The following is a 23,607-nucleotide window of genomic DNA, read 5'->3' as shown; positions in this document are numbered from 1 at the left end:
TCTTGAGCAGATTGCGAAATCGCCTCGCTGCGTCCTATCAATAGAACGATGAGAGACCTCAACGACCTCTATTACTTCGTCCAGGTGGTGGACCACGGCGGCTTCGCGCCCGCCGCGCGAGCGCTGGGCATGCAGAAGTCCAAGCTCAGCCGACGCATCGCTTTTCTGGAGGACCAGCTGGGCACGCGCCTGATCCAGCGGTCATCGCGCAAATTCTCGGTGACTGAGGTGGGGCAGGAATACTACCGCCATTGCCTGGCCATGCTGGTCGAGGCCGAGGCGGCCCAGGCGGTGATCGACAATGTGGCGGCTCAGCCGCGCGGGGTGATCCGCGTCGCCTGCGTGCCCGGCCTGCTGACCTATCAGATGGGCGGGCTGATCGCCCGTTTCATGGCCGTCTATCCCGAGGTCGAGGTGCATCTGCACAGCACCAGCCGCCGGGTGGACGTCATCGGCGAGGGCTTCGACCTGGCCATCCGCGTGCGTGAACCGCCGCTGGAGGTCACCGATTTGGTCATGCGCAAGCTGGATGAAAGCGTACACCGCCTGGTGGCCTCGCCTGATCTGATCGCGCGGTTCTCGTCGCCCTCTGGCCCCGCCGACCTGGCGGGCTGGCCCAGTCTGGATTTCGGGCCGGCGCACCGTGACCACGTCTGGGCCCTGCACCACAAGGACGGGATGACAGCCTCGGTTCGCCATGCGCCTCGCTTGGTCACCGACGACCTGCACATGTTGCACGAGGGCGCCGTGCAGGGGCTGGGCGTCGCCCTGCTGCCGACCGTGGCGGTGGTGCGCGACCTGGACGCTGGACGGCTGGTCGACCTGTTGCCGGACTGGCGGCCCAAACGCTGGATCGTCCACGCGGTCTTTCCGTCGCGGCGCGGCCTGCTGCCGTCGGTGCGCCTGCTGCTGGACTTCCTGGCCGCAGGATGCGCCGAGCAACAGATCCACGGTGAAACGCCTGAACCTCACCGCCCGCCCACCGCCCGCTAGGGCGAGGGCGTTGTCTTAGGCCGCGCTGTCGCGGGCCAGCGCCAGCGGGTCGTAGTTCAGGATCGGCGCCAGCCAGCGCTCTGCGGTTTCTACATCCCAACCCTTGCGCGCGGCGTAGTCCTCGATCTGGTCGCGGTCGATCTTGCCGACGCCGAAATAATGGCTGCCCGGATGGCCGAAGTAGAGGCCGCTGACCGAGGCCGGCGGGGTCATGGCGAAGGACTCCGTCAGCTCCATTCCCGCATTGGCTCCTGCGTCTAGAAGCCGGAACAACGTAGCCTTTTCCGTGTGGTCGGGCTGGGCCGGGTAGCCGGGGGCGGGGCGGATGCCTTGATATTTCTCTTCGATCAGATCCTGCACTGAAGTCTGCTCGTCGGGGACGTAGCCCCACAGCTGGGTGCGGACTTCCTTGTGCAGCCGTTCGGCGAAGGCCTCTGCCAGTCGATCGGCCAGGGCGGTGGCCATGATGGCGGAATAGTCGTCGCCCGCCGCTTTGAACTCGGCCGCTTTTTCCAGTTCGCCATGACCGGCGGTGACGGCGAAGGCGCCCAGGTAGTCGGCGCCGTCTTCCGCCACGAAGTCGGACAGGCACAGGTTTGGCTTGCCGTTGGACTTCTTGATCTGCTGACGCAGGCCGTGGAAGCGTGCGGCTTCCTTTGTACGGGTTTGATCGCCCCAGACGACGACGTCGTCGCCACGCGCATTGGCGGGCCAGAAGCCGACGACGCCCTTGGCCGTGAACCACTTCTCTTTGACGATCCGCTTCAGCATGGCCTGGGCGTCGCGGAACAGATCCTGCGCCGCCTCGCCGACGATCTCGTCTTCTAGGATCAGGGGATAGCGGCCGATCAACTCCCAACTGGCGAAGAAGGGCGTCCAGTCGATGTGGTCGGCCAGATCCTGAAGATCCCATGCCTCATAGGCGCGCACGCCAAGGAAGGACGGCGCCGGGGCAGGGCTCTGTGTCTCATCAGGCCGCCAGCGGTTATCGCGCGCCTGTTCGATGGTGGCTCGGGCCTTCACCTCCTGCCCACGGGCGTACTGCTCGCGGATGCGGATGTATTCGTCGCGAGTGGCTGCTTCGTTCCTGGCCTTGTCGGTGGGCGACAGCAGGCCGGACACCACGCCGACCGCGCGGCTGGCGTCGATCACGTAGGTGGTCGAACCCTTGTGATATTTCGGCTCGATCTTGACCGCCGTATGGGTGCGGCTGGTCGTGGCGCCCCCGATCAGCAGCGGAATGTCGAAGCCGCGTCGCTCCATCTCAGCGGCGACAAAGGTCATTTCGTCGAGCGAAGGCGTGATCAGGCCCGACAGGCCGACGATGTCGACCTTGTGCTCGATCGCGGCGTCCAGAATGCGATCGGCCGGGACCATGACGCCCAGATCGACCACCTCATAGTTGTTACATTGAAGCACGACGCCGACGATGTTCTTGCCGATGTCGTGGACATCGCCCTTGACCGTGGCCATCAAGATCTTGCCTGCAGACTGGCGTTCCTGACCGGCCTTTTCGGCCTCCATGAAGGGTTCGAGGTGGGCCACGGCCTGCTTCATCACGCGGGCGGATTTCACCACCTGCGGCAGGAACATCTTGCCTGAGCCGAACAGGTCGCCGACCACGTTCATGCCGTCCATCAGGGGGCCTTCGATGACGTGCAAAGGTCGGTCGAAGCTTTGACGGGCTTCCTCAGTATCCTCAACGATGTAGTCGGTGATGCCGTTGACTAGGGCGTGTTCGATGCGCTTTGCGACGGTGGCGTCGCGCCACTTCAGGTCGACGACCTTGGCTGCGCCCTTTTCGCCCTTGTAGTGGGGCGCCATGTCCACCAGCCGCTCGGTGTTGGACACGTTTGTCCGTTGCGGCCGGTTCAGGATCACGTCCTCGACCGCTTCTCGCAGTTCGGCGTCGATGTCGTCATAGACGGGCAGGTCGCCGGCGTTGACGATGCCCATGTCCATGCCCGCATTGATGGCGTGGTACAGGAAGACGCTGTGGATCGCCCGGCGCACCGGCTCATTGCCGCGGAAGCTGAACGAGACGTTCGACACCCCGCCCGAGACGCGGGCGTGGGGCAGGGTAGCCTTGATGACGCGGACCGCCTCGATGAAGTCGACGGCGTAGTTGTCGTGTTCCTCGATCCCCGTCGCCACGGCGAAGATGTTGGGGTCGAAGATGATGTCTTCGGGCGGGAAGCCGACCTCGTTCACCAGGATGTCGTAGGCGCGGGTGCAGATCTCGATCTTGCGGGCGGCGGTGTCGGCCTGACCGACCTCGTCAAAGGCCATGACCACCACGGCGGCGCCGTAGCGCAGGCACTGGACGGCATGGTGGCGGAAGGCGTCTTCGCCCTCCTTCATGCTGATCGAGTTGACGATGGGCTTGCCCTGAACGCACTTCAGGCCCGCCTCGATCACCTCCCATTTGGAACTGTCGATCATGACCGGCACGCGGGCGATGTCAGGCTCAGCCGCAATCAGATTCAGGAAGGTCCGCATGGCCACGGGGCCGTCCAGCAGGCCCTCGTCCATGTTGACGTCGATGACCTGGGCGCCCGCCTCGACCTGCTGGCGCGCGACCGACAGGGCGGCGGTGTAGTCGCCGTCGACAACCAGCTTACGGAATTTGGCCGAGCCGGTGACGTTGGTCCGCTCGCCGACGTTGATGAAGACAGGACGCATTCAGAGACTCTGACTGTGCCTTCTCTCCGAGGAGAGGAAGGCGGCTCGCGAGGCAAGAGAAATGAGGGGGGAAGCCAGGTCCGGGGCGGGGTTGGTCATGCCGGTCGCTGCTCCCTCGAACGGTTCGCTGCGAGGCGTGCCGCCAGCGGGGCGATGACTTCAAGGACCACGGCGGGTTCAGAAATCTGCGGGAAATGCCCGCTTCGGGCGGCGAGGATCAGCGCCCCCTGGGGCGACAGACGGGACAGGGCCTCCAGGTGTTGACGCCTCAGGGTCTGCGCCTCTGGCCGCGCCTGCCAGTCTTTCGGGGCCTTGCCGCCGACGATGACCGCAAGCGGCACGTCCGGGAAAGGAGCCGCCGCCGCCAACTGGCGCACGGTTTCCAGCTCATGGGCGACTTCGCCGTCCGGGTTGGACGGCGACAGGCGATTCAGCAGTCCGTTCACCCAGCGCTGGGCGCCGGATTGAAGCGGCTTGAGAGCCGTCACATCCTCCGCCGTGGTCGGTTCGATCAGAACGAGACCAGCGACTTCCTCGGGGTGCTGTCGCGCGAACAGGTTGGCGTGCAGCCCGCCGAAGGAATGGGCCACAAGCAGGTAGGGCGGGGTCAGGCCTGTCGCCTTCAGCAGATCGCGCAGCGTCTCGACGACCTCGGCGCCGGTCTGGGGCAAGATGGGCGGGGGCGACTCGCCCACGCCCGGCCGGTCATAGACGAAGACGGTTCCTGCTTGGGTGATGTCAGGGAACAGGCGGAACCAGCCTTCCATAGGGCCGCCCGCGCCATTGATCAGCACCAGGGTGGCGCCATCGCCGGGAGCGAGGCGATAGACCAGCTTCTGACCCTTGATGACCGCGTCATGTTTGGGGGGAAGGTGTTTCATCGCCGGTCAGGCCACCAGCTCGAACGGTTCCAGTCCGCTCAACCGCATAGCCACCGGGCGTTCCGGGATTTCGCGCGGCTTCAACGGGGCGACCTCTTCGGCGACGTGGCGAATGTGGTCGGGGGTGGTGCCGCAGCAGCCGCCGACGATGTTGACCAGACCCGACTGCGCCCATTCTTCGAGGAAGTGGGCCGTCTCATGGGGCTGTTCGTCATACTGGCCCATGGCGTTGGGCAGGCCCGCGTTGGGATAGGCGCTGACCAGGGTGTCGGCGACGCGGCTCAGCTCAGCGATGTGCGGCCGCATCAGTTCGGCGCCCAGGGCGCAGTTGAAGCCGACGGCGAACGGCTTGGCGTGACGGATCGAGTTCCAGAAGGCCTCGGCTGTCTGGCCGCTGAGGGTGCGGCCCGAGCGGTCGGTGATGGTGCCCGAGATCCACAGGGGGAGCGGCTCCAGCCCCTCGTCCTCCAGGTCCTTGATCGCCTTGATCGCGGCCTTGCAGTTCAGGGTGTCGAACACCGTCTCGATCAGGAAGATGTCGACGCCGCCGTGGTGCAGGGCGCGCGCCTGCTGCTTATAGGCCTCATAGACCTCGTCATAGGTGACGGCGCGATAGCCGGGGTCGTTGACGTCGGGGCTCAGCGACAGGGTGCGGTTGGTCGGGCCGATGGCGCCGGCGACGAAGCGCGGCTTGTGCGGCTCTTTCTCGGTCCAGCGGTCGGCGACCTCGCGCGCGATGCGGGCGCCGTCGTAGTTCAGGTCATAGACCGCGTCTTCCAGCCCATAGTCGGCCTGGGCGATGGTCGTCGAGGAGAAGGTGTTGGTCTCGGAAATATCCGCCCCGGCAGCGTAGTAGAGGTCGTGCAGGTCGGCGACGATGTCGGGTCGCGTCAGGATCAACAGGTCGTTGTTGCCCTTCTGCGGGTGGTTGTGGTCGCGGAAACGCTCGCCGCGAAAGTCCTCCTCCGTCAGGTCGCGGCGCTGGATCATCACGCCCCAGCTGCCGTCCAGCACGAGGATGCGCTCTTTGGCCGCCGCATGAAGGGCGGCGATGCGGTCGGCGCGGGTCAGGAACGAACTCATTTACGCGACCGCCTTGGTTTCACGCACGCCCAGGACCCGACAGATCGCATAGACCAGCTCGGCCCGGTTCAGGGTGTAGAAGTGGAAGTCCGAAAAGCCTTCTTCCTGCAGGCGCGCGCAGGTCTCCGCGGCGATGGAGGCGGCCAGCAGCTTGCGCGTCTCCGGGTCGTCGTCCAGCCCGTCGAAGTGAGCCGCCAGCCAGTCGGGCAGGGCCGCGCCGCACGCCGCCGTCATTCGCTTCAGGCCAGCGAAGTTGGACACGGGCATGACGCCGGGGATCAGGGGAATGGTCACACCCGCCGCCCGCACCCGGTCGCGGAAACGCAGGAAGGCCTCGATGTCGAAGAAGAACTGCGTCACGGCGCGCGTGGCGCCTGCGTCGACCTTTGCCTTCAGCACCTCGATGTCGTGGTCGATCGACGGGCTTTCCGGGTGCTTTTCCGGATAGGCGCCAACCGTGACCTCGAATCCGCCGACGCGGCCGATGGCGGCGGTCAGTTCGGTGGCGTTGGCGTAGCCGTCGGCGCGGGGCGTATAGGCGCCGCCGATCCCCGTCGAGCCAGGCGGGTCGCCGCGCAGGGCGACGATGTGGTCGACGCCGATGGCCTTATAGCCTTCGATGACCTCATCGACGTCAGCGCGGCTGGCCTCGACGCAGGTCAGGTGCGCGGCGGGACGCAAAGTGGTCTCGCTGATGATGCGATGGACCGTGCGGTGCGTCCGCTCGCGCGTCGAGCCGCCGGCGCCGTAGGTGACGGAGACGAAGGCCGGGTTCAGCGGCTCCAGCCGCCGGATCGCCTTCCACAGATTGGCCTCGGCCACGTCCGACTTGGGCGGGAAGAACTCGAAAGAGACGTTGACGGCGCTGCGGTTCGAACCGGCGCGCGCAACGGGGCCCAGCGGCGACAGCAGCAGGGCGCGGGCTTCAGCGAGAGAGGAAGGGGCCATCAGGCGGTCTTCTGGGCGATTTGGGCGGCGCGTTCGCCGGTCCAGATGTGAACGGTCAGGCCCTCGGTGTCGGGCGGCAAGGCGATGGGCGCCGAGGTCGTGAGACCTGCTTCGGTCAGCCACTCGCTGATCTCGGCGTCCGAGAAGCCCAGGCGACGATGCTGGTGCGCCTCGCGCAGGTGCTCGAACTTGTGGGGCGCGAAGTCGACGATCAGCAACTTGCCGCCTGGCATGACCAGGCGCGCAGCCTCGGCTACCGCAGCGGCGGGGTCGGCCAGGTAGTGCAGCACCTGATGGACGATCACCAGGTCGGCGCTCTCGTGCGGCAGGCGGGTCGAGAAGATGTCGCCGTGGCGCAGTTCGACCTTGTCCAGCCCGGCCTTGGAGACATTGGCGCGGGCGATGTTCAGCATGTTCTGCGACAGGTCGAGGCCGACCGACATCTTCGCCTTCTTGCCGAACAGGGTCAGCATCCGGCCCGAGCCGGTGCCCAGATCGACCACGCGTTCGAACGGGCCGGACCCGGCCGCGCGCGCGACCGCCGCCTCGACCGCGCTTTCGCAGACATAGAGGCTGCGCATCTGGTCCCACTGAGGCGCGATCTGTTCGAAATAGCGGGCGGCGTCGATGGCGCGCTCCTTGCGCACTTCGTCCAGACGACGGTGGTCGGCTTCGCCCTCGTCGTCGGCCAGCAGGTCCAGCACAGTGTCGATCAGACGCCGGGAGAGGGCGTCGTGCGACAGGCGGTAGAAGACGCGCGCGCCGTCAGGGAATCGCTCGATCAGACCGGCATCGGCCATCAGCTTCAGATGACGCGAGACACGTGGTTGGCTCTGGTCCAGTACGCGCGACAACTCCATCACCGACAGCTCTTCCGCAGCCAGCAGGGACAGGACGCGCAGGCGGGTCGGTTCGCCGGCGGCGCGCAGGGCTTCAACGGTTTGGTCAGCGGTCAGTGTCATAAGTCGTATAAAGATATCCTTATACGCTTATGCAAGCAAAATCTGGTCGCGCACTCACGCTATCTGCGGAATGCAGGCACGGATCGTTCTTTCTGCCTCTGGAATAAGGGTCGAGACCGCCCGAAGGCGCAGAATTTCAGTCTGCGACAGGCGTCTTCAGCGGCTCGTCCGCAAAGTGGGCCGAGAGATTCTGCATCAGCAACATCAACATCCCCTGCACCGCTTCGGTCGTGGCGCCGCCGGTGTGGGGCGTCAGGACGGTGTTGGGCACGCCCGCCCAGCGCGCCGCCTCGGTCGGCTCCTGAACAAAGACGTCCAGGGCGGCGCCGCCCAGGCGGCCGTCTTTTAGCGCAGCGATGACCGCGTCCTCATCGACCAATTGTCCGCGCGCGACATTGACCAGCAGGCCCGTCGGACCAAGGGCCTCGATCACCTCGGCGGAGATCAGGCCCCGGTTGCTCTCGTCCGCGCGACAGGCGACCACGAGAATGTCTGAACCGCGCGCCAGCTCGGTCAGGCTGTCGGTGCGAGGCCAGGCGGCGTCTTTCTCGCGCGGGCCCCACCAACGAATCTCCATCCGCATGGCTTCGGCGCGTCTCGCCACGGCTTCGCCGATGTGCCCCAGACCGACGATTCCCAGTCTCTGCCCGCTCAGGGAGGTGGTGATGCTGCGCGTGGACAGACTCCAGCCGCCGGCGCGGATAGTGCGGTCGCCCTCAGCGATCTGGCGGCGGGCGGCCAGGATCAGGCCGATGGCGTGGTCGGCCACGTCTTCGTGGTTCACGCCGGGCGCATGGGTGACGGGCAGGCCGTGCGCGCGGCACCACGCCACATCGATCCCATCGTAGCCGGCGGTGAAACAGGCGATCAGCGACAGATTGGGCAGGCGCTCGATCAGGGCCTTGTCCAGTTCGAACTCGCCCGCGACGATCAGGGCGCGAATGTCGCCAGCGGCCTCAAGCGGGGGGCCTTCCCAGAAGCGATAGACGTCGTAGGCGCTTTCAAGGAAAGCGCTCAGCGGGGCCAGATGCCGCTGCATGATCAGGACGGCGGGACGCTGGGTCATGGATGCAGACTATCCCGCTTTCGTCTGAGCGCCAGCCCTTCTCATCCACCCAATACCGCTCATCCCGGCGGACGCCGGGATGAGCGGGAGGGTAGAGCGCAGGAAAAACGGCCCCCCGATCGCTCGGAGGGCCGTTTGTCATCTTGTCAGTTCGATCAGCGCCCGAACTTCTGGTGCTGGATGCGCTTGGGAATGATGCTGTCTGCGCCCAGGCGGCGCATCTTGTCCTGTTCGTAGGCTTCGAAGTTGCCCTCGAACCATTCGACATGGCCGTCGCCTTCGAAGGCCAGGATGTGGGTGGCCAGACGGTCCAGGAACCAGCGATCGTGGCTGATGACCACGGCGCAGCCGGCGAACTCTTCCAGAGCCTCTTCGAGGTTCTGCAGGGTTTCGATGTCCAGGTCGTTGGTCGGTTCGTCGAGCAGGATCAGGTTGCCGCCGGTGGCCAGGGTCTTGGCCAGGTGGACGCGGTTACGCTCACCACCCGACAGTTGGCCGACCTTCTTCTGTTGGTCGCCGCCCTTGAAGTTGAAGCTGCCGACATAGGCGCGGGTGTTAATCTCGCGCTTGCCCACCATCATGATGTCGGTGCCGCCCGAGATGGCCTGCCAGATGGTGTCGTCCGGCTTCAGGTCGTCGCGCGACTGGTCGACGTAGGCCAGCTTGACCGTTTCTCCGACCTTGATGGTGCCGCCGTCCGGCGTTTCCTGGCCGGTGATCAGCTTGAACATGGTCGACTTGCCGGCGCCGTTGGGGCCGATGACGCCGACGATGCCGTTGGGCGGCAGCTTGAAGGTCAGGTTGTCGAACAGCGTCTTGTCGCCATAGGACTTCTTCAGTCCGTCGACTTCCAGCACGACGTTGCCCAGGCGCGGGCCCGGCGGAATCTGGATGACGGCGAAGGATTGGGCCTGACGGCTGTTTTCCTGATCGGCGACCATCTTCTCATAGGCGGCCAGACGGGCCTTGGACTTGGCCTGGCGGGCCTTGGCGCCCGAGCGGACCCATTCCAGTTCGCGGGTAAGGGCGCGCTGGCGGGCTTCGGATTCCGACTGCTCCTGCACGACGCGCTTGGTCTTGGCTTCCAGCCACGAGGAGTAGTTGCCCTCGTGCGGGTGGCCCTTGCCGCGGTCCAGTTCCAGCGTCCACTTGGTGACCTGATCCAGGAAGTAGCGGTCGTGGGTCACCAGGATGACGCAACCGGGGAAATTCTCCAGGTGATGCTGCAGCCAGGCCACCGACTCGGCGTCCAGGTGGTTGGTCGGTTCGTCCATCAGCAGCATGTCGGGCTTGGACAGCAGCAGACGGGCCAGGGCCACGCGGCGCTTTTCACCGCCGGACAGGTTGGTGACTTCCCAGTCGTCGGGCGGGCAGCGCAGGGCGCCCATGGCCTGATCGATGCGGCTGTCGATGTCCCAGACGTCGCCGGCGTCGATCTTCTCCTGGAGGGCGGTCATCTCCTCCATCAACTCGTCGGTGTAGTTTTCACCCAGCTCGCCGGCGACTTCGTTGAAGCGGTTGACCCACTGCTTCTCTTCGCACCAGGCCTCGACGTTCTGGCGCACGTTCAGCGCCGGATCGAGGTGAGGCTCCTGCTCCAGATAGCCGCGCTTGACGCCGTCTGCGGCGCGGGCTTCGCCCTGGAACTCGCTGTCCAGACCGGCCATGATCTTCAGCAGGGTGGATTTACCCGAGCCGTTGACCCCGACAACGCCGATCTTGGCGTCGTTGTAGAAGCTCAGCCAGATGTTCTCGAAGATCTTTTTGCCGCCGGGGAAGGTCTTGGTCAGACCCTGCATCTGGAAGATATATTGCTGCGCCATACGTCGCGTCGCGCCCTTGATTCAGTGCGGATGGGGAAGTTGACGGGGGGTGTAGCCGTCGTAGACCCTTTGGGCAAATCTCTAGGCGTAAGGCGGGGCGGTTTGAAGGCGGCTCAGCCCGCGGGAAGAACCGTCATCAGGGCGCGGGTGAATCCGACGGGGGCGACCGTGAGATGGTCCTCGTTTTCCAGCACTGTCGATTGCACGCTGAGACCCGGATAGGCGCGGGATTTCAGCAGGCGTTCCATCATGCGCATGTCGCCGACCATGTCTGTTTCATTGTCGTGCCGGGCGGTGGGGCCGGGACCTTCAAAGCCGCCGACATACATGAAGACCTCGGCGGGCAGGTCGCGGTGGGTGCGGGCGTAGTCCGCCTCCATCTTCATCATGTGGCGCTTGTCGAACCAGAAGGAGGGACTGCCCAGGACATAGCCGCTGAACATCGCCGGGTCGGTGAACATGATCTGCGATCCCAGCAAGGCGCCGTAGGAGTGGCCCAGCAGGACGCGTCGCGCCGGATCGGTGCGGAACTTCTGCTCGACGAAGGGCAGGGCCTGGGTCTTCAGATAGGTCTGATAGGCCGCGCCGCCGCCGTGTACGGAGCCGGCGGAATTACGCGGGCCGTTCGGCGTCGGGGTGTAGTCGCGACGGCGGCTGTCGGCGCCCCCGTCTCCCTTGGCGTAGGAGAGGCCGACCAGGATGAACTCTTCGATCACCGGCCCATCCAGATTCACCCGACGGGCGATCTGGCGGATGATGGGGAAGGCGTAGTCGGCGTCGGTTACGTAGAGCGTCGGATAGCGGCGGCCGGGATTGGCGTCATAACCGGCGGGCAGACTGACAAAGACCTGATAGTCCCGACCGGACACGGGGTCGGGCACGCTCCAGACCTGGGTGCCGGTCAGGACATAGGGCGCGCCTTCGGTCGCGGCGGCGGGATCAGGGGCAGGGGCCGTTTGAGCGTCCGCTTTTTCGCCGCATGCGCCCAGAAGCAGGGCGCCTGTCGTGAACATGGCGATCGCCGCCGCCGCGCTGAAAACCCGCATCCATTCCCTCCAAAGCTTCGCTGTTGACGCAAGGTTCGGGGCAAATGCGGCGAGGGAAGGGCGAACCGGCGTCAGGCGTAGTTGAAGCTGATCGAGATGCGTTGTTCTTCGGCGCGGTTGGCGGGCACTTCGTGGCGCAGCCAGCTTTCCCACATCAGCACCGTGCCGGGCGCGGGCTTCAGATAGACGAAGGGCTGCTCGGCCTCGCCGGCGTCGGCGGTCAGGCCGGGGCGAGCCATCATCATGACCAGGCGCGGGTCTTCAATCTTAAGCGAAGAGGCGCCGTCGGGCACGTGGATGTAGATGGTGCCGGACAGGACGGCGTGCGGGTGGATATGGCCGGTGTGTCCGCCGCCGGGCATCAGGACGTTGACCCATAGATTGTCGAGCCGCAACTTCTTGGCCAGGTCGAAATGCAGGTTTTCGGCGAAGCTCGCCGCATGCTTGTCCAGCAGCTTCTTCAGCTCGGCGAACTCGGGGAACCGCTGCGGCAGGTCGTTGATCGAGCCGTAGGAGGTGTAGCCCGGATAGTGGTTGGCCCGGCACCATTCGATCCCGGCCTCGTCCTCCTCGGCCATGACCAGGCAGAGGTCGAGCAGTTCCTCATGCAGTTCCGCCCAGCCGCGCGAAGAGGCGAGGGAGGCGTCATAGACTTGGGTGGCGAAGAGGGATCGCAAGGACATGGGAGGTGCAATAGCCCTTCTCCCACAAGGGGAGAAGGGACGCCGCCCTGTAATCGACCAGCCTATCCTTTCGCCTGTGCTAGGCTCCTCGCGGTTTCGGAAAGCGCCGTCGCGCGCCGCAGCGGATTTCAGACGATTCAGACGAATTGGACTCTATTTTTCTTCCTTCTCCCGCAAGGGAAGAAAGGCGAGTGAAGCCGTGTTCAGAAACCCAAACCCGCCTCGCCGCGCAGGATCGCTTCGGCTTGCGGGCTGTGCTTGGCGCCGTCGCGGTCGTGCAGGATCAGGGGCGGCAGCAATCGCAAGGGCGCCTTGCCGGTTTTGATCGCCTGGACCAGCACGCGCTTGGCGGGTTGATCGGCGTAGGGGTGGATCGGGCGGACAGCGAAGGAGCCCGCCTTGGGCGCCAGAAGGCTCAGGATGTCGGCAAGACGATCGGCGCGGTGGATGATGACGATGCGTCCGCCCTCGCGCACCGCTTTCAGCAGGAAGCTCGCCCAGGCGGTCAGGCCGTCGTCGGCCATCCAGGCGCCGAGTTTGCCCTCGGCGGGCGCGCGCAAGGCGCTGGGGTCGTCGAAGAAGGGCGGATTGCTGATCGCCCAATCGAACGGCGTCAGGTCCAGGGCGCGAAAGCCGCGCGCCACGTCACCGTCCATGATGGCGGTGCGCGCCTCGGCGTTGTTCAGTTCGGCATTCTGACGCGCGAGAGCCGCAGCGGCTGTGTCGCGCTCCAGCCCGGTCAGCAGGACGCCGGGGCGTCGGGCGGCGATCTGCATCAGGACGGCGCCCGCGCCGCAGCCCGCTTCGATCAGTCGTTCGCCGGGGCGCGCCTCGACGGCGGCGGCCAGCAGGGCGGCGTCCATGCCTGCGCGGTAGCCCTTCGTCGGTTGGCGCAAGCGGACGCGCCCCCCCAGAAAGGCGGATTCGGCCACATCTGCGGCGACAGTAAGGGATGACTCGGCTTGACCCATCATAACGCCGCCACCATTGTGCGCCGCATCGCGTCCGGGCAAGCGGATGCGTGTGAATTTCGGGCGAATCTCCCCCTTCGCCCCTGTGCTGAAAGAGATTTCCGTGGACGCAGCTCTCGCCGTCGCTCCCCGTCCCAAGGGCGATGTGGACGCCCTGGTTCATCTGGCCAAGGACGACATGGCGGCGGTCGACGCCTTGATCATCGCGCGGATGCAGTCGGACGTGCCGGTGATCCCCCTGTTGGCTGAGCACCTGGTGTCGGCGGGCGGCAAGCGTCTGCGCCCCTTGCTGACCGTGGCCGCCGCGCGCGCGATCGGTCAGACGGGCGTTATCGAAGGCCCCAAGAAGCTGGCCGCCTCGGTCGAGTTCATCCACACCGCCACCCTGCTGCACGACGACATCGTCGACGGTTCGGAAATGCGCCGGGGCAAGGTCGCGGCGCACCTGATCTGGGGCTCGGCCTCGTCGGTGCTGGTCGGCGACTTTCTGTTCGCCCGCGCGTTCGAACTGATGGTCGAGACCGATTCCCTGCGCGCCCTGGGCATTCTGGCGAGGGCCTCGGCCGTGATCGCCGAGGGCGAGGTGCTGCAACTGACGCGCGCCCACGATCTGAATCTCGACCTCGACACCTATCTGCAGATCATCCGCGCCAAGACGGCCGAGCTGTTCGCCGCCGCCGCCGAATCCGGCGCGGTCGGGGCCGGCGCGACCGACGAACAGGTCGCGGCGCTGCGCGACTATGGCATGGGTCTGGGCATCGCCTTCCAACTGGCGGACGACGCCTTGGACTACGGCGGCGCGACCGAGACCCTGGGCAAGAACGCGGGCGACGACTTCAATGAGGGCAAGGCCACCCTGCCGCTGCTGCTGGCCGTTCAGCGCACCAAGGGGACCGAAGACCTGTTCTGGGACCGCGTCATCACCAAAGGCGACCGCAAACCTGAAGACTTCGATCGCGCGCGGCAGTTGATCGTCGCCAGCGGCGCCGTTGAGGCCACGCTCGACACGGCGACGGAGTACGCCGACCGGGCCAAGGCGGCCTTGCAGGTGCTGCCTGCGGGGCCGTGGCGCTCGGCGCTGGAGGCTCTGGCCGATTTCGCCGTCAGCCGGGCGATGTGATGCTGGCGGCGCTGCTCGTCGCCGGGCAACTGGCCGCGCAGGAGCCGCCGCGCTTCCTCATGCCGCAAAGGCCGGGGGACGGGTTGAAGGCCGAGCTGTTCCGTCTGGAGCCGGGTGATCCCGGCGGTCAGGCGCGCGCCCTGCTGGGCGAGGCGATGACGCGGGACGACGCCGAACTGGTGGTGCGCCCCGTGCCGCCGATCATCATGCTGTATCGTGAGGGCAGTCTGCCGGACGGCCCGATCGTGCTTTATGCCGGGCCTGAGGTGGAGGGCGAGCCGGACGCCGCCTGCCGTCTGTCACGCCTTCCCGGCGGCGCTGTCGACAACTCTGAACGCGTGTTCGAGTGGTGCAGCGGCTTCATTCTGAAAACGGCGCCGACGTTGAACATTCCGCCGGCGCCGGTTCACTGAAGACTTACTTCAGGCTGGCGCAGAAACGCTGGATGCGGGTGCAGCCTTCTTCCAGCACGGATTCCGACGTGGCGTAGCTGATGCGGAAGTAGGGGCTGAGGCCGAAGGCGGCGCCCTGGACCACGGCCACGCCCTCGGCGTTCAGCAGTTCGGCGGTGAAGGTCTCGTCGTCGGTGATGACTACGCCCGACGGCGCCGTCTTGCCGATCAGGCCCTCGATCGACGGATAGACGTAGAAGGCGCCTTCCGGCTTCGGGCAACGGATGCCGTCCGCCTGGTTCAGCATGGAGACCACCAGATCGCGGCGTTTCTCGAAGGCGGCGGCGCGCGGGGCTAGGAAGTCCTGCGGGCCGTTCAGGGCCTCGACCGCCGCCCACTGGCTGATGGACGAAGGGTTGGAGGTCGTCTGGCTGGCCACCTTGCGCATCAGGTCGATCAGCGGCTTCGGCCCACCCGCATAGCCGATGCGCCAGCCGGTCATGGCGTAGGCCTTGGATACCCCGTTGCAGGTCAGGGTGCGGTCGTAGAGGTCCGGCGCGACCTGGGCCATGGTGACGTAGTCGAAGTCGCCATAGACCAGATGTTCATACATGTCGTCGGTTAGGATCCAGACCTGCGGATGCTTGCGCAGCACCACGGCCAGGGCCTCCAACTCGGCGCGGGTATAGGCGGCGCCGGTCGGGTTCGACGGCGAGTTGAGGATGATCCACTTGGTCTTGGGCGTGATGGCGGCGTCCAGCACTTCGGGACGCAGTTTGAAGCCGTCGGCTTCCTGGCCGATCACGGTGACGGGCTCGCCGCCCGCCAGCAGCACCATGTCGGGATAGGAGACCCAGTAGGGCGCCGGGACGATCACTTCGTCGCCGGGGTTCAGCGTGGCCACCAGGGCGTTGTAGATCACCGGCTTGCCGCCCGAGGCGACATGGATCTGGTTCGTTTCGTAGGTCAGGCCGTTTTCACGGGCGAACTTGGCGACGATGGCCGCCTTCAGTTCGGGCATGCCGTCCGCGTCGGTGTATTTCGTCTCGCCGCGATTGATGGCCTCGATGGCCGCCGCCTTGATGTTGTCCGGGGTGTCGAAGTCAGGCTCGCCGGCGCCCAGGCCGATGACGTCGCGCCCCTGGCGTTTCAGTTCGCGCGCCTGTGCGGTCACGGCCAGGGTGGCCGACGGCTTGACGCGAGCGAGGGAGGCGGACTGAAGGCTGGACATGTCTATCCCGTCTGGTGGAAGTGATGGGCCGGGGAGGCTGAGGCTTGATACGCAACCCCGCAGGGGCGCACAACGTTTGTGCGCGTCCTGGATGATCAAAAGGCGATTTGGGCGAAATTTATGCGGCGGGTCGTCGATTTTCTGCTGAATATGGAGGCCAAGCGGTGGCGCACCCTGGCCGTGACCCTGCTGCTGCTGGCGGGAATCATCGCCCTGTTCGCCCTGGGCAAGACGCAGTTGGCGCTGGGCGCCGAGGATCAGCTCGAGCATTGGCTGGCGGGCTATCGCATCGGGCCGTGGGGCTTGGCGGCGGCGGTGCTGGTCTTCACCCTGTCGGCCTTCATCGGCGTGCCGCAGTTCCTGTTGATCGCGGCCTGCGTCGTGGCCTTCGGGCCGTGGTTCGGATTTCTCTATAGCTGGATCGCCACGATCGCCTCGGCGGCCGTCACCTATTGGCTGGGGCGCGGACCGACCGCGCGGACGCTGGAGCGTTACGGCGGCGGAACGGTTGAGCGCATCCGCAGGTTTGTCGGCCGCAACGCCTTTTCGGCTAGCTTCATCATCCGCAACGTTCCCTCGGCGCCCTTCATCGTCGTGAACATGGCCTTCGGCGCGGTGCGGGCCTCGTTTCCCGCCTATCTGGCGGGGTGCGCTCTAGGGGTGTTGCCCAAGACGGCCCTGGTCGCCTTCTTCGGCGGATCGTTCATGGCGGCGGTCAGCGGCGACGGAATCTGGACTTCGGTGATCCTGGCGGCCGTCGCGGGCGTTTGGCTTGTATTGATGCTGGCGGTGCGCGAGTGGGTGAAGCGTCGCGAGGCTGCACGCAACCTAGACTGATCGGAGAACGACGATGCTGAAGCTCTATTATTCGCCCGGCGCCTGCGCCATCGCTTCGCACATCGGCCTGGAAGAGGCGGGCGCGGACTATGTGATCGAGAAGATCGACCTGCGCGCCGGCCAGCAGCGCACGCCGGAATACCTGGCGATCAATCCGGCGGGCGTGACTCCGGCCTTGCAGACCCCCAAGGGCGTGCTGACCCAGAATGCGGCCATCCTGGCCTATGTCGCCCAGACCCATCCGCACGCCCAGTTGGCCGATCTGGACGATCCGTTCGAGTTTGCGCGGATGCAGGCCTTCAACGGCTGGCTGGCGTCGTCGCTGCACCCGGCGATCGGCAAGGCGCTGTTCTCCAAGCCGGCCCTGGAGGGCGAGGCCAAGGACGAGGCCGTGCGGATCGCGCTGGAGAAGTACGACCTGGCCGAGAATCATCTTCTGGCCGGTCCGTGGGTCATGGGCGAAGATCATTCGATGGCGGACGGTTATCTGCTGGTCTTCACGCGCTGGGCGCGTCAAGCGGGCCTGCTGGACAAGGCGCGCTTTCCGAAACTGAACGCCCATCTGGATCTGGTGCAATCGCGCCCGGCCGTGCAGCGCGTGCTCCATGCCGAGGGCGTCGCGGCGGTCTGAGCCGCGAACCCGCAAGCGGGGCTGGAAAGCTTGAGCGGTAAGGCTTTCAAGCCTTGCCGTGACAAGCCTGTGATCGAGGAGTCATAGGCGCTTGCAATCCCCGCGGCATGAGGGCAAACGGGCCTGTAGTCGGCTCGGCGAAGACGGTCAGGACAGCTTTACGACCAACGTGAAGCGGGGGTGGGGCGTCGCCACAGCGGACGAATGAAATTCACGCCCTTGCAGGCCCGAACTAAAGCGGTACCGACGCCCATGCTTTCACCCCTCTTCGGCATGATTTCCAATGACATCGCTATGGATCTGGGGACGGCCAACACCCTGATCTACATGCGCGGCAAAGGGATCGTCCTGAACGAGCCGTCGGTCGTCGCCCTGCGTAACGTCGGCGGCCGCAAGATCGTCCACGCCGTCGGCCTGGAAGCCAAGCAGATGCTGGGCCGCACGCCCGGCCACATGGAAGCCATCCGTCCGATGCGCGACGGGGTCATCGCTGACTTCGAAGTCGCCGAAGAGATGATCAAGCACTTCATCCGCAAGGTTCATAACCGCAAGGGCTTCGTGAACCCGAAGATGATCGTCTGCGTCCCGTCGGGCGCCACGGCCGTCGAACGTCGCGCCATCAATGATTCCTGCCTGAACGCATCGGCCCGTCGCGTCGGCCTGATCGACGAGCCGATGGCCGCTGCGATCGGCGCCGGCCTGCCCATCCACGAACCGACCGGTTCGATGGTCGTCGACATCGGCGGCGGCACGACCGAGGTGGCCGTTCTGTCGCTGTCGGGCATCGTCTATTCGCGTTCGGTCCGCGTCGGCGGCGACATGATGGACGACGCCCTGATCGCCTATATGCGCCGCAACCATAACCTGCTGATCGGCGAAACGACCGCCGAGCGCATCAAGAAGGACATCGGCACCGCTCGCATCCCGACCGACGGCGAAGGCCTGTCGATCGAGGTCAAGGGCCGCGACCTGATGCAGGGCGTGCCGCGCGAAGTGAAGATGAGCGAGCGTCAGGCTGCGGAAGCCCTGGCGGAACCCGTCTCGCAGATCGTCGAGGCCGTGAAGGTCGCCCTGGAAGCCACGCCGCCGGAACTGGCCGCCGACATCGCCGACAAGGGCATCATGCTGACGGGCGGCGGCGCTCTGCTGCGTGGCCTGGACGCCGAGATTCGCGACCACACGGGCCTGCCGGTGCAGGTGGCGGACGATCCGCTGTCGTGCGTCGCCATCGGCTGCGGCAAGGTGCTGGAGCACCCGTCGTGGATGAAGGGCGTCCTCGAGTCGTCGCTCTGAGACTGATCGGCTTGTCGCAGGCGCCGCATTCCTGAAAAGGAGCGGGTTTCTGCGACAGGCTCACGCTTTCGGCGGGCTTTTGAGCCCGCCGATTCCTAAGCTCTAGCAGGAAGGCTGGCCGTGGCGTTTCGCGACGGACCGTTCGAGAATCTGAAGGTGCCGCTGGCCTGGACGGCCGCGGTCATGGTCGTCGGCGGAATCGTCGCTGCGGTCATGCTTCTGCTCGCCGACCGGCCGCAACAGGCGGCCGACGACTTGGGGCCTACGCGCGCCGCATTCGACAGCGCAGCCGGAACCACGGGCGGCGTCCTGGCCGCGCCGGTCCGCTGGGGCGGCGACGCCGTGGATTACGTCACAGGTTACTTCTTCGCCGTGTCGGAGAACCGTCGTTTGCGCCGCGAGCTGGCGGAGATGAGCGCCTGGCGCGACGACGCCCTGGCGCTGAAGAATCTCAATGCTCGCTATGAACAACTGCTGGGCCTGCAGACCGAGCCGCCCATCGCCATGACGGCCGGCCGCGCCATCACCGACGCGCGCGGCCCGTTCGCCCGGTCGCGCCTGCTGAACGTCGGCGCCGGTAAGGGCGTGCGGGTGGGCAATCCGGTGCTGAGCGAGCACGGGCTGGTCGGCCGCATCTCGGGCGTTTCTGGCGCACACAGCCGTATGGTTCTGCTGACCGACGTGGCCTCGCGCATTCCGGTCATGGTCGAACGCACCGACGCCCGCGCCATGCTGACCGGCGACGGCAGCCGCAGCCCGCGCCTCGATTATGTACGGGGGCAGGGGGCGGTGCAGGAGGGCGATCGCATCCTGACCTCGGGCGACGGCGGCGGTTTCCCGCGCGGCCTGCCGGTCGGCGTCGTGGCCAAGGGCGTGGACGGCTCGTGGCGGGTCAAGCTCTACAGCGACCGCACGGCCATCGACTATGTGCGCGTCCTGCTATTCCAGGACTTCAGCCAGCTGGCGGATCAGAACGCCCTGAACGCAGGCCCGCTGGCGAGCCTGAACACGGCGCCGCCGCCGAACGCCGCCCAGGCCGCCGCCATCCAGGACGTGGCCACGCGCCGCGCCGCCGCCGCCCAGGCCGCTGCAGAGCGTGTTCGCGCCGCCAACGCCGTTCCGCCGCCGGCGCCGGTTGCGACCGCGCCGGCTACGCCCGCAGCCGCGCCGCCGCCTCAGGCTCAGCCCAGACCGCGCCCCGCCGCGCCCCGGCCGACCGGCGCCACGCCGCCTCAACCCTCGACGCAAGCGCCGGCGCCTACCGCGCCTGACGGAGGCCGCGAGTGAGACGGACGATCACCGTGCGGATGGTTGGTCCGATGCAGTGGATCGGCTACCCGGCGCTGATCGCCGCGGCCGCCACCATCCTGTTCGCCATTCCGCTGCGCCTGTTCGGCCTGACCTTGCCGGAGCCGGTCTGGCCCATGGTGCTGGCCTTCGCCTGGCCCCTGATCCGCCCGTCCATGCTGGCGCCGGCGGTGCTGTTCGGACTGGGCGTGTTCCTCGACTTCTTCTGGGGCGGCCAGACGGGGATGTGGGCGCTCAGCCTGCTGCTGATCTATGGCGCGATGCTGCTGGCGTCGAAATACTTGGCGGGACAGGCGACCATCGTCCTGTTCGCCCTCTATGTCGCCTCGACGGGCCTGGCCTTCGCGGTCGCCTATTTCGTGACGCGCGGCAGCCTTGGGAATGCTCCCAATCTATTGGCTGTTATGGGCCAGATGATCCCGACGCTTCTGCTCTTCCCCCTGGCTGACTGGTTGATCGAGCGCTTCGACGACGCGGACGTGCGATTCCGATGAGCAGCGAACCGCATATCTTCTTTTCCGATGTGAACGAGCGGCAGGGCTCCTTCCTGCGGCGCACCATGCTGCTGGGCGGGGCGACGGTCGTGGGCGGGCTGGCCCTGGTCGGGCGCCTGGCGCATCTGCAGCTCTTCAAGTCGGAAGAGTTCGCCACCTTGGCGACGCGCAACCAGTTCAACTTCCGCCAGGTGCCGCCGCCGCGCGGCCTGATCAAGGACCGCAACGGCGTGGTCATCGCCGGGAACCGGCCCAGCTTCCGCGTGCTGGTGGTTCGTGACGAGACCAAGGATCTGGATCAGACGCTGGACCTGCTGGGTCAGCTGTTGCCGGACACCCTGGATCGTCGCCGCACCATCATCCGCGAGGTCAACGCCGCGCCGCGTTTCTCGCCGGTCCCGGTCAAGAGCGACCTGACCTGGGAGGAGTTCTCCAAGGTCAATCTGCACGCGGCGGAACTGCCCGGCGTCATGGCCGACATGAACGAAGCCCGCTACTATCCGCACGGCGGCGCCTACGCCCATGTGGTCGGCTATGTGGCCAAGGTGTCGGACCGCGACGTGAAGGCGATCCGCGACAAGGGCGAACAGCCGCCGGCCATCCTGTTCAACCCTGGCTTCCGCATCGGCCGTCAGGGCATTGAACGATCGCTGGATCTGGACCTTCGCGGCGTCGAGGGCGGCAAGCGCGTCGAGGTCAATGCGCGCGGCCGCGTCGTGGCCGAGGACATCGCCGGATCACGTCCGGCGGTTCAGGGTTCCGAGGTGGTGCTGACGCTGGACAATGACGTCCAGCAGCGCGCGCTTGAGGTGTTCGGCGAAGAGGCGGGCAGCATCGTCGTCATGGACGTTCGCAACGGCGACATCCTGGCCATGGTGTCGTCGCCGTCGTTCGATCCCAATCTGTTCGTGTCGGGTGTTCCGTCCAAGATCTATCGCGCCCTGGCGGACTATGAGCGGCGGCCGCTGCTGGATAAGGCGCTGAGCGGCACCTTCGCGCCGGGCTCGACGTTCAAGCCGATCGTGGGCCTGGCGGCGATGAAGCGGGGCCTGGACCCCAGCCGCCGCATCTTCTGCAACGGCAGCTTCTATCTGGGGCGCCGGTTCGCCTGCCTGGGACGGCACGGGGCGTTGGATCTGCGCGGGGCCATTAAGGCCTCCTGCAACGTCTACTTCATGACCTTGGCGACCGAGATGGGACCGGACGCCATCGCCGAGACGGCGCGGGACATGGGCTTCGGTCAGACGTTCGACATCGGCATTCCCGGCCAGAAGGCCGGACTGGTGCCTGATCGCGAATGGCGTCGGAAGAACCCCGTGCGGGGCGACGGCAAATGGTATCCGGGCGAGAACCCCAGCTATGGCATCGGTCAGGGCGCCCTGACCGTGAACGCCCTGCAGTTGGCGGTCTATACGGCGCGTGTCGCCAACGGATCCAAGGCGGTGTCGCCGCGCCTGATCAAGTCGGTCGGCGGGGTGGAGCAGGGCGGCAGCGCCTTCGCTGATCTGCCTTACGATCCTCAGATGCTGCAGGTTCTGCGCGACGGGATGGAGGCGGTGACCGCCGCTGGCGGTACGGGCTTCCGCAATAGCCAGCTGGGTCTGGGCATGGTCAAGATGGCCGGCAAGACCGGCACGGCGCAGGCGCGCAACTACGGCTCAGGCTCACGCAAGGGCGCAGGGCGTCCCTGGGACCAGAAGGATCACAACCTGTTCGTCGCCTATGCGCCGACGGATAATCCGCGGTACGCCGTCTCGGTCATCGTCCAGCACGGCGGCTTGGGCGGCGGCACGGCCGGGGCGCCGCGCGCCCGCGAGGTGATGAAGGTGGCCCTGTTGAAGGACCCCGAGATCCGCGCCCGTATCGAACAGGCCGGATTCGAGGCCCAGGAAGACGCTGGCGCGCGCGAGGCCGAGGCGCGAGGCGAGCCAGTCGATGGCGCCGGCATCGACGTCGTCGCCCCGCCGCCGCTGACGGAGCCCGGACAATGACCGCATCCGCCCTGACCCGTCCTGGCGAACGCGACCGTCTGTCCAGCAAGTTCGCTGAGCTGGATTGGCGCGTCATCGGCCTGTTGTGCATCCTGGCCGGGATCGGCACGGCTATGCTGTATTCGATCGCCGGGGGGCATTGGCAGCCCTGGGCGGCCAAGCACCTGATCCGTTTCGGCGTCTTGCTGGTCGGCATGATCGGCCTGGCCATGGTGCATCCGAAATGGTGGTTCCGTGCGGCCTATCCGCTGTACGGCGTGCTGCTGGTGCTGGTGCTGATGATCGAGTTCACGCCGCTGGGCTATACGGCGGGCGGGGCAAAGAACTGGTTGAACCTGGGGTTCACCCGCATCCAGCCGGCCGAGTTCGTCAAGATCGGTCTCGTGCTGGCCTTGGCGCGCTGGTACCACGGCCATTCAGCGCAGGAGGCGCGCTGGTCATGGAAGCTGCTGATCCCCGTGGGGATGATCGGCGTGCCCTTCTTGCTGGTCGCCAAGCAGCCTGACCTCGGCTCGGCCATGATCATCGGCCTGACCGGGGCGGCCGTCATGTTCATGGCGGGACTGAGCTGGCGTGTGATCGTGGCGTGCGCTGCAGCCGCCGTGGCCGTGATCCCGCCCTTCGTCATGTTTGTGATGCACGACTATCAGCGCAACCGCGTGCTGACCTTCCTGAACCCGGAGGCCGATCCCTCCGGCACCGGCTACAACATCATCCAGTCCAAGATCGCCCTGGGCTCCGGCGGGCTGATGGGCAAGGGCTACGGCTTGGGCAGTCAGAGCCAGCTGGAGTTCCTGCCGGAACGCCATACGGACTTCATCTTCTCGACCGTGTCCGAAGAGTTCGGCTTCCTCGGCTCCTTCACCGTCCTGGCCTGCTATGTCGCGCTGATCCTGATCTCGCTTCGGATCGCAGCCCTGTCGCACAGCCATTTCGGCCGGATCAGCGCGGCGGGCATGACGGCCTTCCTGGCGCTGTTCGTGCTGATCAATGGGGCGATGGTGATGGGGCTGGCGCCGGTCGTAGGCGTGCCCATGCCGCTGCTGTCCTATGGCGGATCGACCATGATGACGGTGATGATCGGCTTCGGCCTGATCCTGTCGATGCGGGTGCACCGCTATGTCGAACTGCCGAAGGGGCAGGGACTGTTCTAATCGCCTGTACGGGCGTTA

Annotated in this window: 21 protein-coding genes; 10 read left to right on the top strand and 11 right to left on the bottom strand. The window is 66.3% G+C overall.

Annotated elements, in window-relative coordinates:
* Positions 1-48 precede the first annotated feature (48 nt).
* Complete coding sequence (locus FM111_RS04300; protein WP_087139490.1) at positions 49-993, top strand: LysR substrate-binding domain-containing protein; 945 nt, start codon at positions 49-51, stop codon at positions 991-993.
* 15 nt (positions 994-1,008) lie between these two features.
* Here the strand turns inward: FM111_RS04300 and metH are convergent, their stop codons facing one another.
* The 10 genes from metH to FM111_RS04250 all read right to left on the bottom strand — a co-directional run bounded on the left by metH (position 1,009) and on the right by FM111_RS04250 (position 13,141).
* The gene (metH, locus tag FM111_RS04295) at positions 1,009-3,675 is read right to left on the bottom strand and encodes a methionine synthase (RefSeq protein ID WP_087139489.1); all 2,667 of its coding nucleotides are present in this window, start codon (positions 3,673-3,675) and stop codon (positions 1,009-1,011) included.
* 95 nt (positions 3,676-3,770) lie between these two features.
* Entirely contained in the window at positions 3,771-4,556 is a 786-nt protein-coding gene (locus FM111_RS04290) for an alpha/beta fold hydrolase (RefSeq protein ID WP_087139488.1), read from the bottom strand.
* 6 nt (positions 4,557-4,562) lie between these two features.
* Positions 4,563-5,639: a homocysteine S-methyltransferase family protein gene (locus FM111_RS04285; RefSeq protein WP_087139487.1), complete on the bottom strand. Its 1,077-nt coding sequence runs from the start codon at positions 5,637-5,639 to the stop codon at positions 4,563-4,565.
* A complete protein-coding gene (gene metF, locus FM111_RS04280; RefSeq protein ID WP_087139486.1) occupies positions 5,640-6,587 on the bottom strand; it encodes a methylenetetrahydrofolate reductase [NAD(P)H] in 948 nt (315 codons plus the stop codon). It abuts the gene before it with no gap.
* Positions 6,587-7,549, bottom strand: a complete 963-nt coding sequence (locus tag FM111_RS04275; protein ID WP_087139485.1) for an ArsR/SmtB family transcription factor — start codon at positions 7,547-7,549, stop codon at positions 6,587-6,589. Before FM111_RS04275 ends, metF begins: the two co-directional genes overlap by 1 nt.
* A 136-nt stretch (positions 7,550-7,685) precedes the next feature.
* On the bottom strand, positions 7,686-8,615 hold the full coding sequence (locus FM111_RS04270; RefSeq protein ID WP_087139484.1) for a 2-hydroxyacid dehydrogenase: 930 nt from the start codon (positions 8,613-8,615) through the stop codon (positions 7,686-7,688).
* A 155-nt stretch (positions 8,616-8,770) separates the two neighbouring features.
* The gene (gene ettA / locus FM111_RS04265; RefSeq protein ID WP_087139483.1) at positions 8,771-10,438 is read right to left on the bottom strand and encodes an energy-dependent translational throttle protein EttA; all 1,668 of its coding nucleotides are present in this window, start codon (positions 10,436-10,438) and stop codon (positions 8,771-8,773) included.
* Positions 10,439-10,551: 113 nt separating this feature from the next.
* A complete protein-coding gene (locus FM111_RS04260; protein WP_087139482.1) occupies positions 10,552-11,484 on the bottom strand; it encodes an alpha/beta hydrolase in 933 nt (310 codons plus the stop codon).
* A gap of 71 nt (positions 11,485-11,555) precedes the next feature.
* Positions 11,556-12,167 carry a TIGR02466 family protein gene (locus FM111_RS04255; RefSeq protein WP_087139481.1) on the bottom strand — a complete coding sequence of 204 codons (612 nt, stop codon included), beginning with the start codon at positions 12,165-12,167 and terminating at the stop codon, positions 11,556-11,558.
* 203 nt (positions 12,168-12,370) lie between these two features.
* Positions 12,371-13,141 (bottom strand): tRNA1(Val) (adenine(37)-N6)-methyltransferase, encoded by a 771-nt coding sequence (locus tag FM111_RS04250; RefSeq protein WP_087139480.1) that lies wholly within the window; start codon positions 13,139-13,141, stop codon positions 12,371-12,373.
* A gap of 142 nt (positions 13,142-13,283) precedes the next feature.
* Between FM111_RS04250 and FM111_RS04245 the strand changes: the two genes are divergently transcribed.
* Both FM111_RS04245 and FM111_RS04240 read left to right on the top strand, forming a co-directional pair.
* On the top strand, positions 13,284-14,258 hold the full coding sequence (locus tag FM111_RS04245) for a polyprenyl synthetase family protein (protein ID WP_218779169.1): 975 nt from the start codon (positions 13,284-13,286) through the stop codon (positions 14,256-14,258).
* Positions 14,258-14,671, top strand: coding sequence for a hypothetical protein (locus FM111_RS04240; protein WP_087139478.1), 414 nt, complete (start codon positions 14,258-14,260; stop codon positions 14,669-14,671). The genes FM111_RS04245 and FM111_RS04240 overlap by 1 nt, the downstream gene beginning before the upstream one ends.
* Before the next feature lie 4 nt (positions 14,672-14,675).
* Here FM111_RS04240 and FM111_RS04235 read toward each other — a convergent pair whose 3' ends face one another.
* A complete protein-coding gene (locus FM111_RS04235; protein ID WP_087139477.1) occupies positions 14,676-15,881 on the bottom strand; it encodes a pyridoxal phosphate-dependent aminotransferase in 1,206 nt (401 codons plus the stop codon).
* Positions 15,882-16,001: 120 nt separating this feature from the next.
* Between FM111_RS04235 and FM111_RS04230 the strand changes: the two genes are divergently transcribed.
* The 7 genes from FM111_RS04230 to rodA all read left to right on the top strand — a co-directional run bounded on the left by FM111_RS04230 (position 16,002) and on the right by rodA (position 23,589).
* Positions 16,002-16,718 (top strand): TVP38/TMEM64 family protein, encoded by a 717-nt coding sequence (locus FM111_RS04230; RefSeq protein WP_179205013.1) that lies wholly within the window; start codon positions 16,002-16,004, stop codon positions 16,716-16,718.
* Positions 16,719-16,731: 13 nt separating this feature from the next.
* A complete protein-coding gene (locus FM111_RS04225) occupies positions 16,732-17,349 on the top strand; it encodes a glutathione S-transferase family protein (RefSeq protein WP_087139475.1) in 618 nt (205 codons plus the stop codon).
* A 252-nt stretch (positions 17,350-17,601) separates the two neighbouring features.
* Positions 17,602-18,642, top strand: coding sequence for a rod shape-determining protein (locus tag FM111_RS04220; protein WP_087139474.1), 1,041 nt, complete (start codon positions 17,602-17,604; stop codon positions 18,640-18,642).
* A gap of 120 nt (positions 18,643-18,762) precedes the next feature.
* Entirely contained in the window at positions 18,763-19,929 is a 1,167-nt protein-coding gene (gene mreC, locus FM111_RS04215) for a rod shape-determining protein MreC (protein ID WP_087139473.1), read from the top strand.
* 20 nt (positions 19,930-19,949) lie between these two features.
* Positions 19,950-20,444 (top strand): hypothetical protein, encoded by a 495-nt coding sequence (locus FM111_RS04210; protein ID WP_003164690.1) that lies wholly within the window; start codon positions 19,950-19,952, stop codon positions 20,442-20,444.
* Complete coding sequence (mrdA, locus tag FM111_RS04205; RefSeq protein ID WP_087139472.1) at positions 20,441-22,435, top strand: penicillin-binding protein 2; 1,995 nt, start codon at positions 20,441-20,443, stop codon at positions 22,433-22,435. Before FM111_RS04210 ends, mrdA begins: the two co-directional genes overlap by 4 nt.
* On the top strand, positions 22,432-23,589 hold the full coding sequence (gene rodA, locus FM111_RS04200) for a rod shape-determining protein RodA (protein WP_087139471.1): 1,158 nt from the start codon (positions 22,432-22,434) through the stop codon (positions 23,587-23,589). Before mrdA ends, rodA begins: the two co-directional genes overlap by 4 nt.
* Positions 23,590-23,607: the final 18 nt, after the last annotated feature.

The organism is Brevundimonas diminuta 3F5N (assembly GCF_900163625.1).
Lineage (GTDB): Bacteria > Pseudomonadota > Alphaproteobacteria > Caulobacterales > Caulobacteraceae > Brevundimonas > Brevundimonas diminuta_A.
Note: the sequence above shows the minus strand (reverse complement) of the source record. Positions and strands in the feature narration are given on the sequence as shown.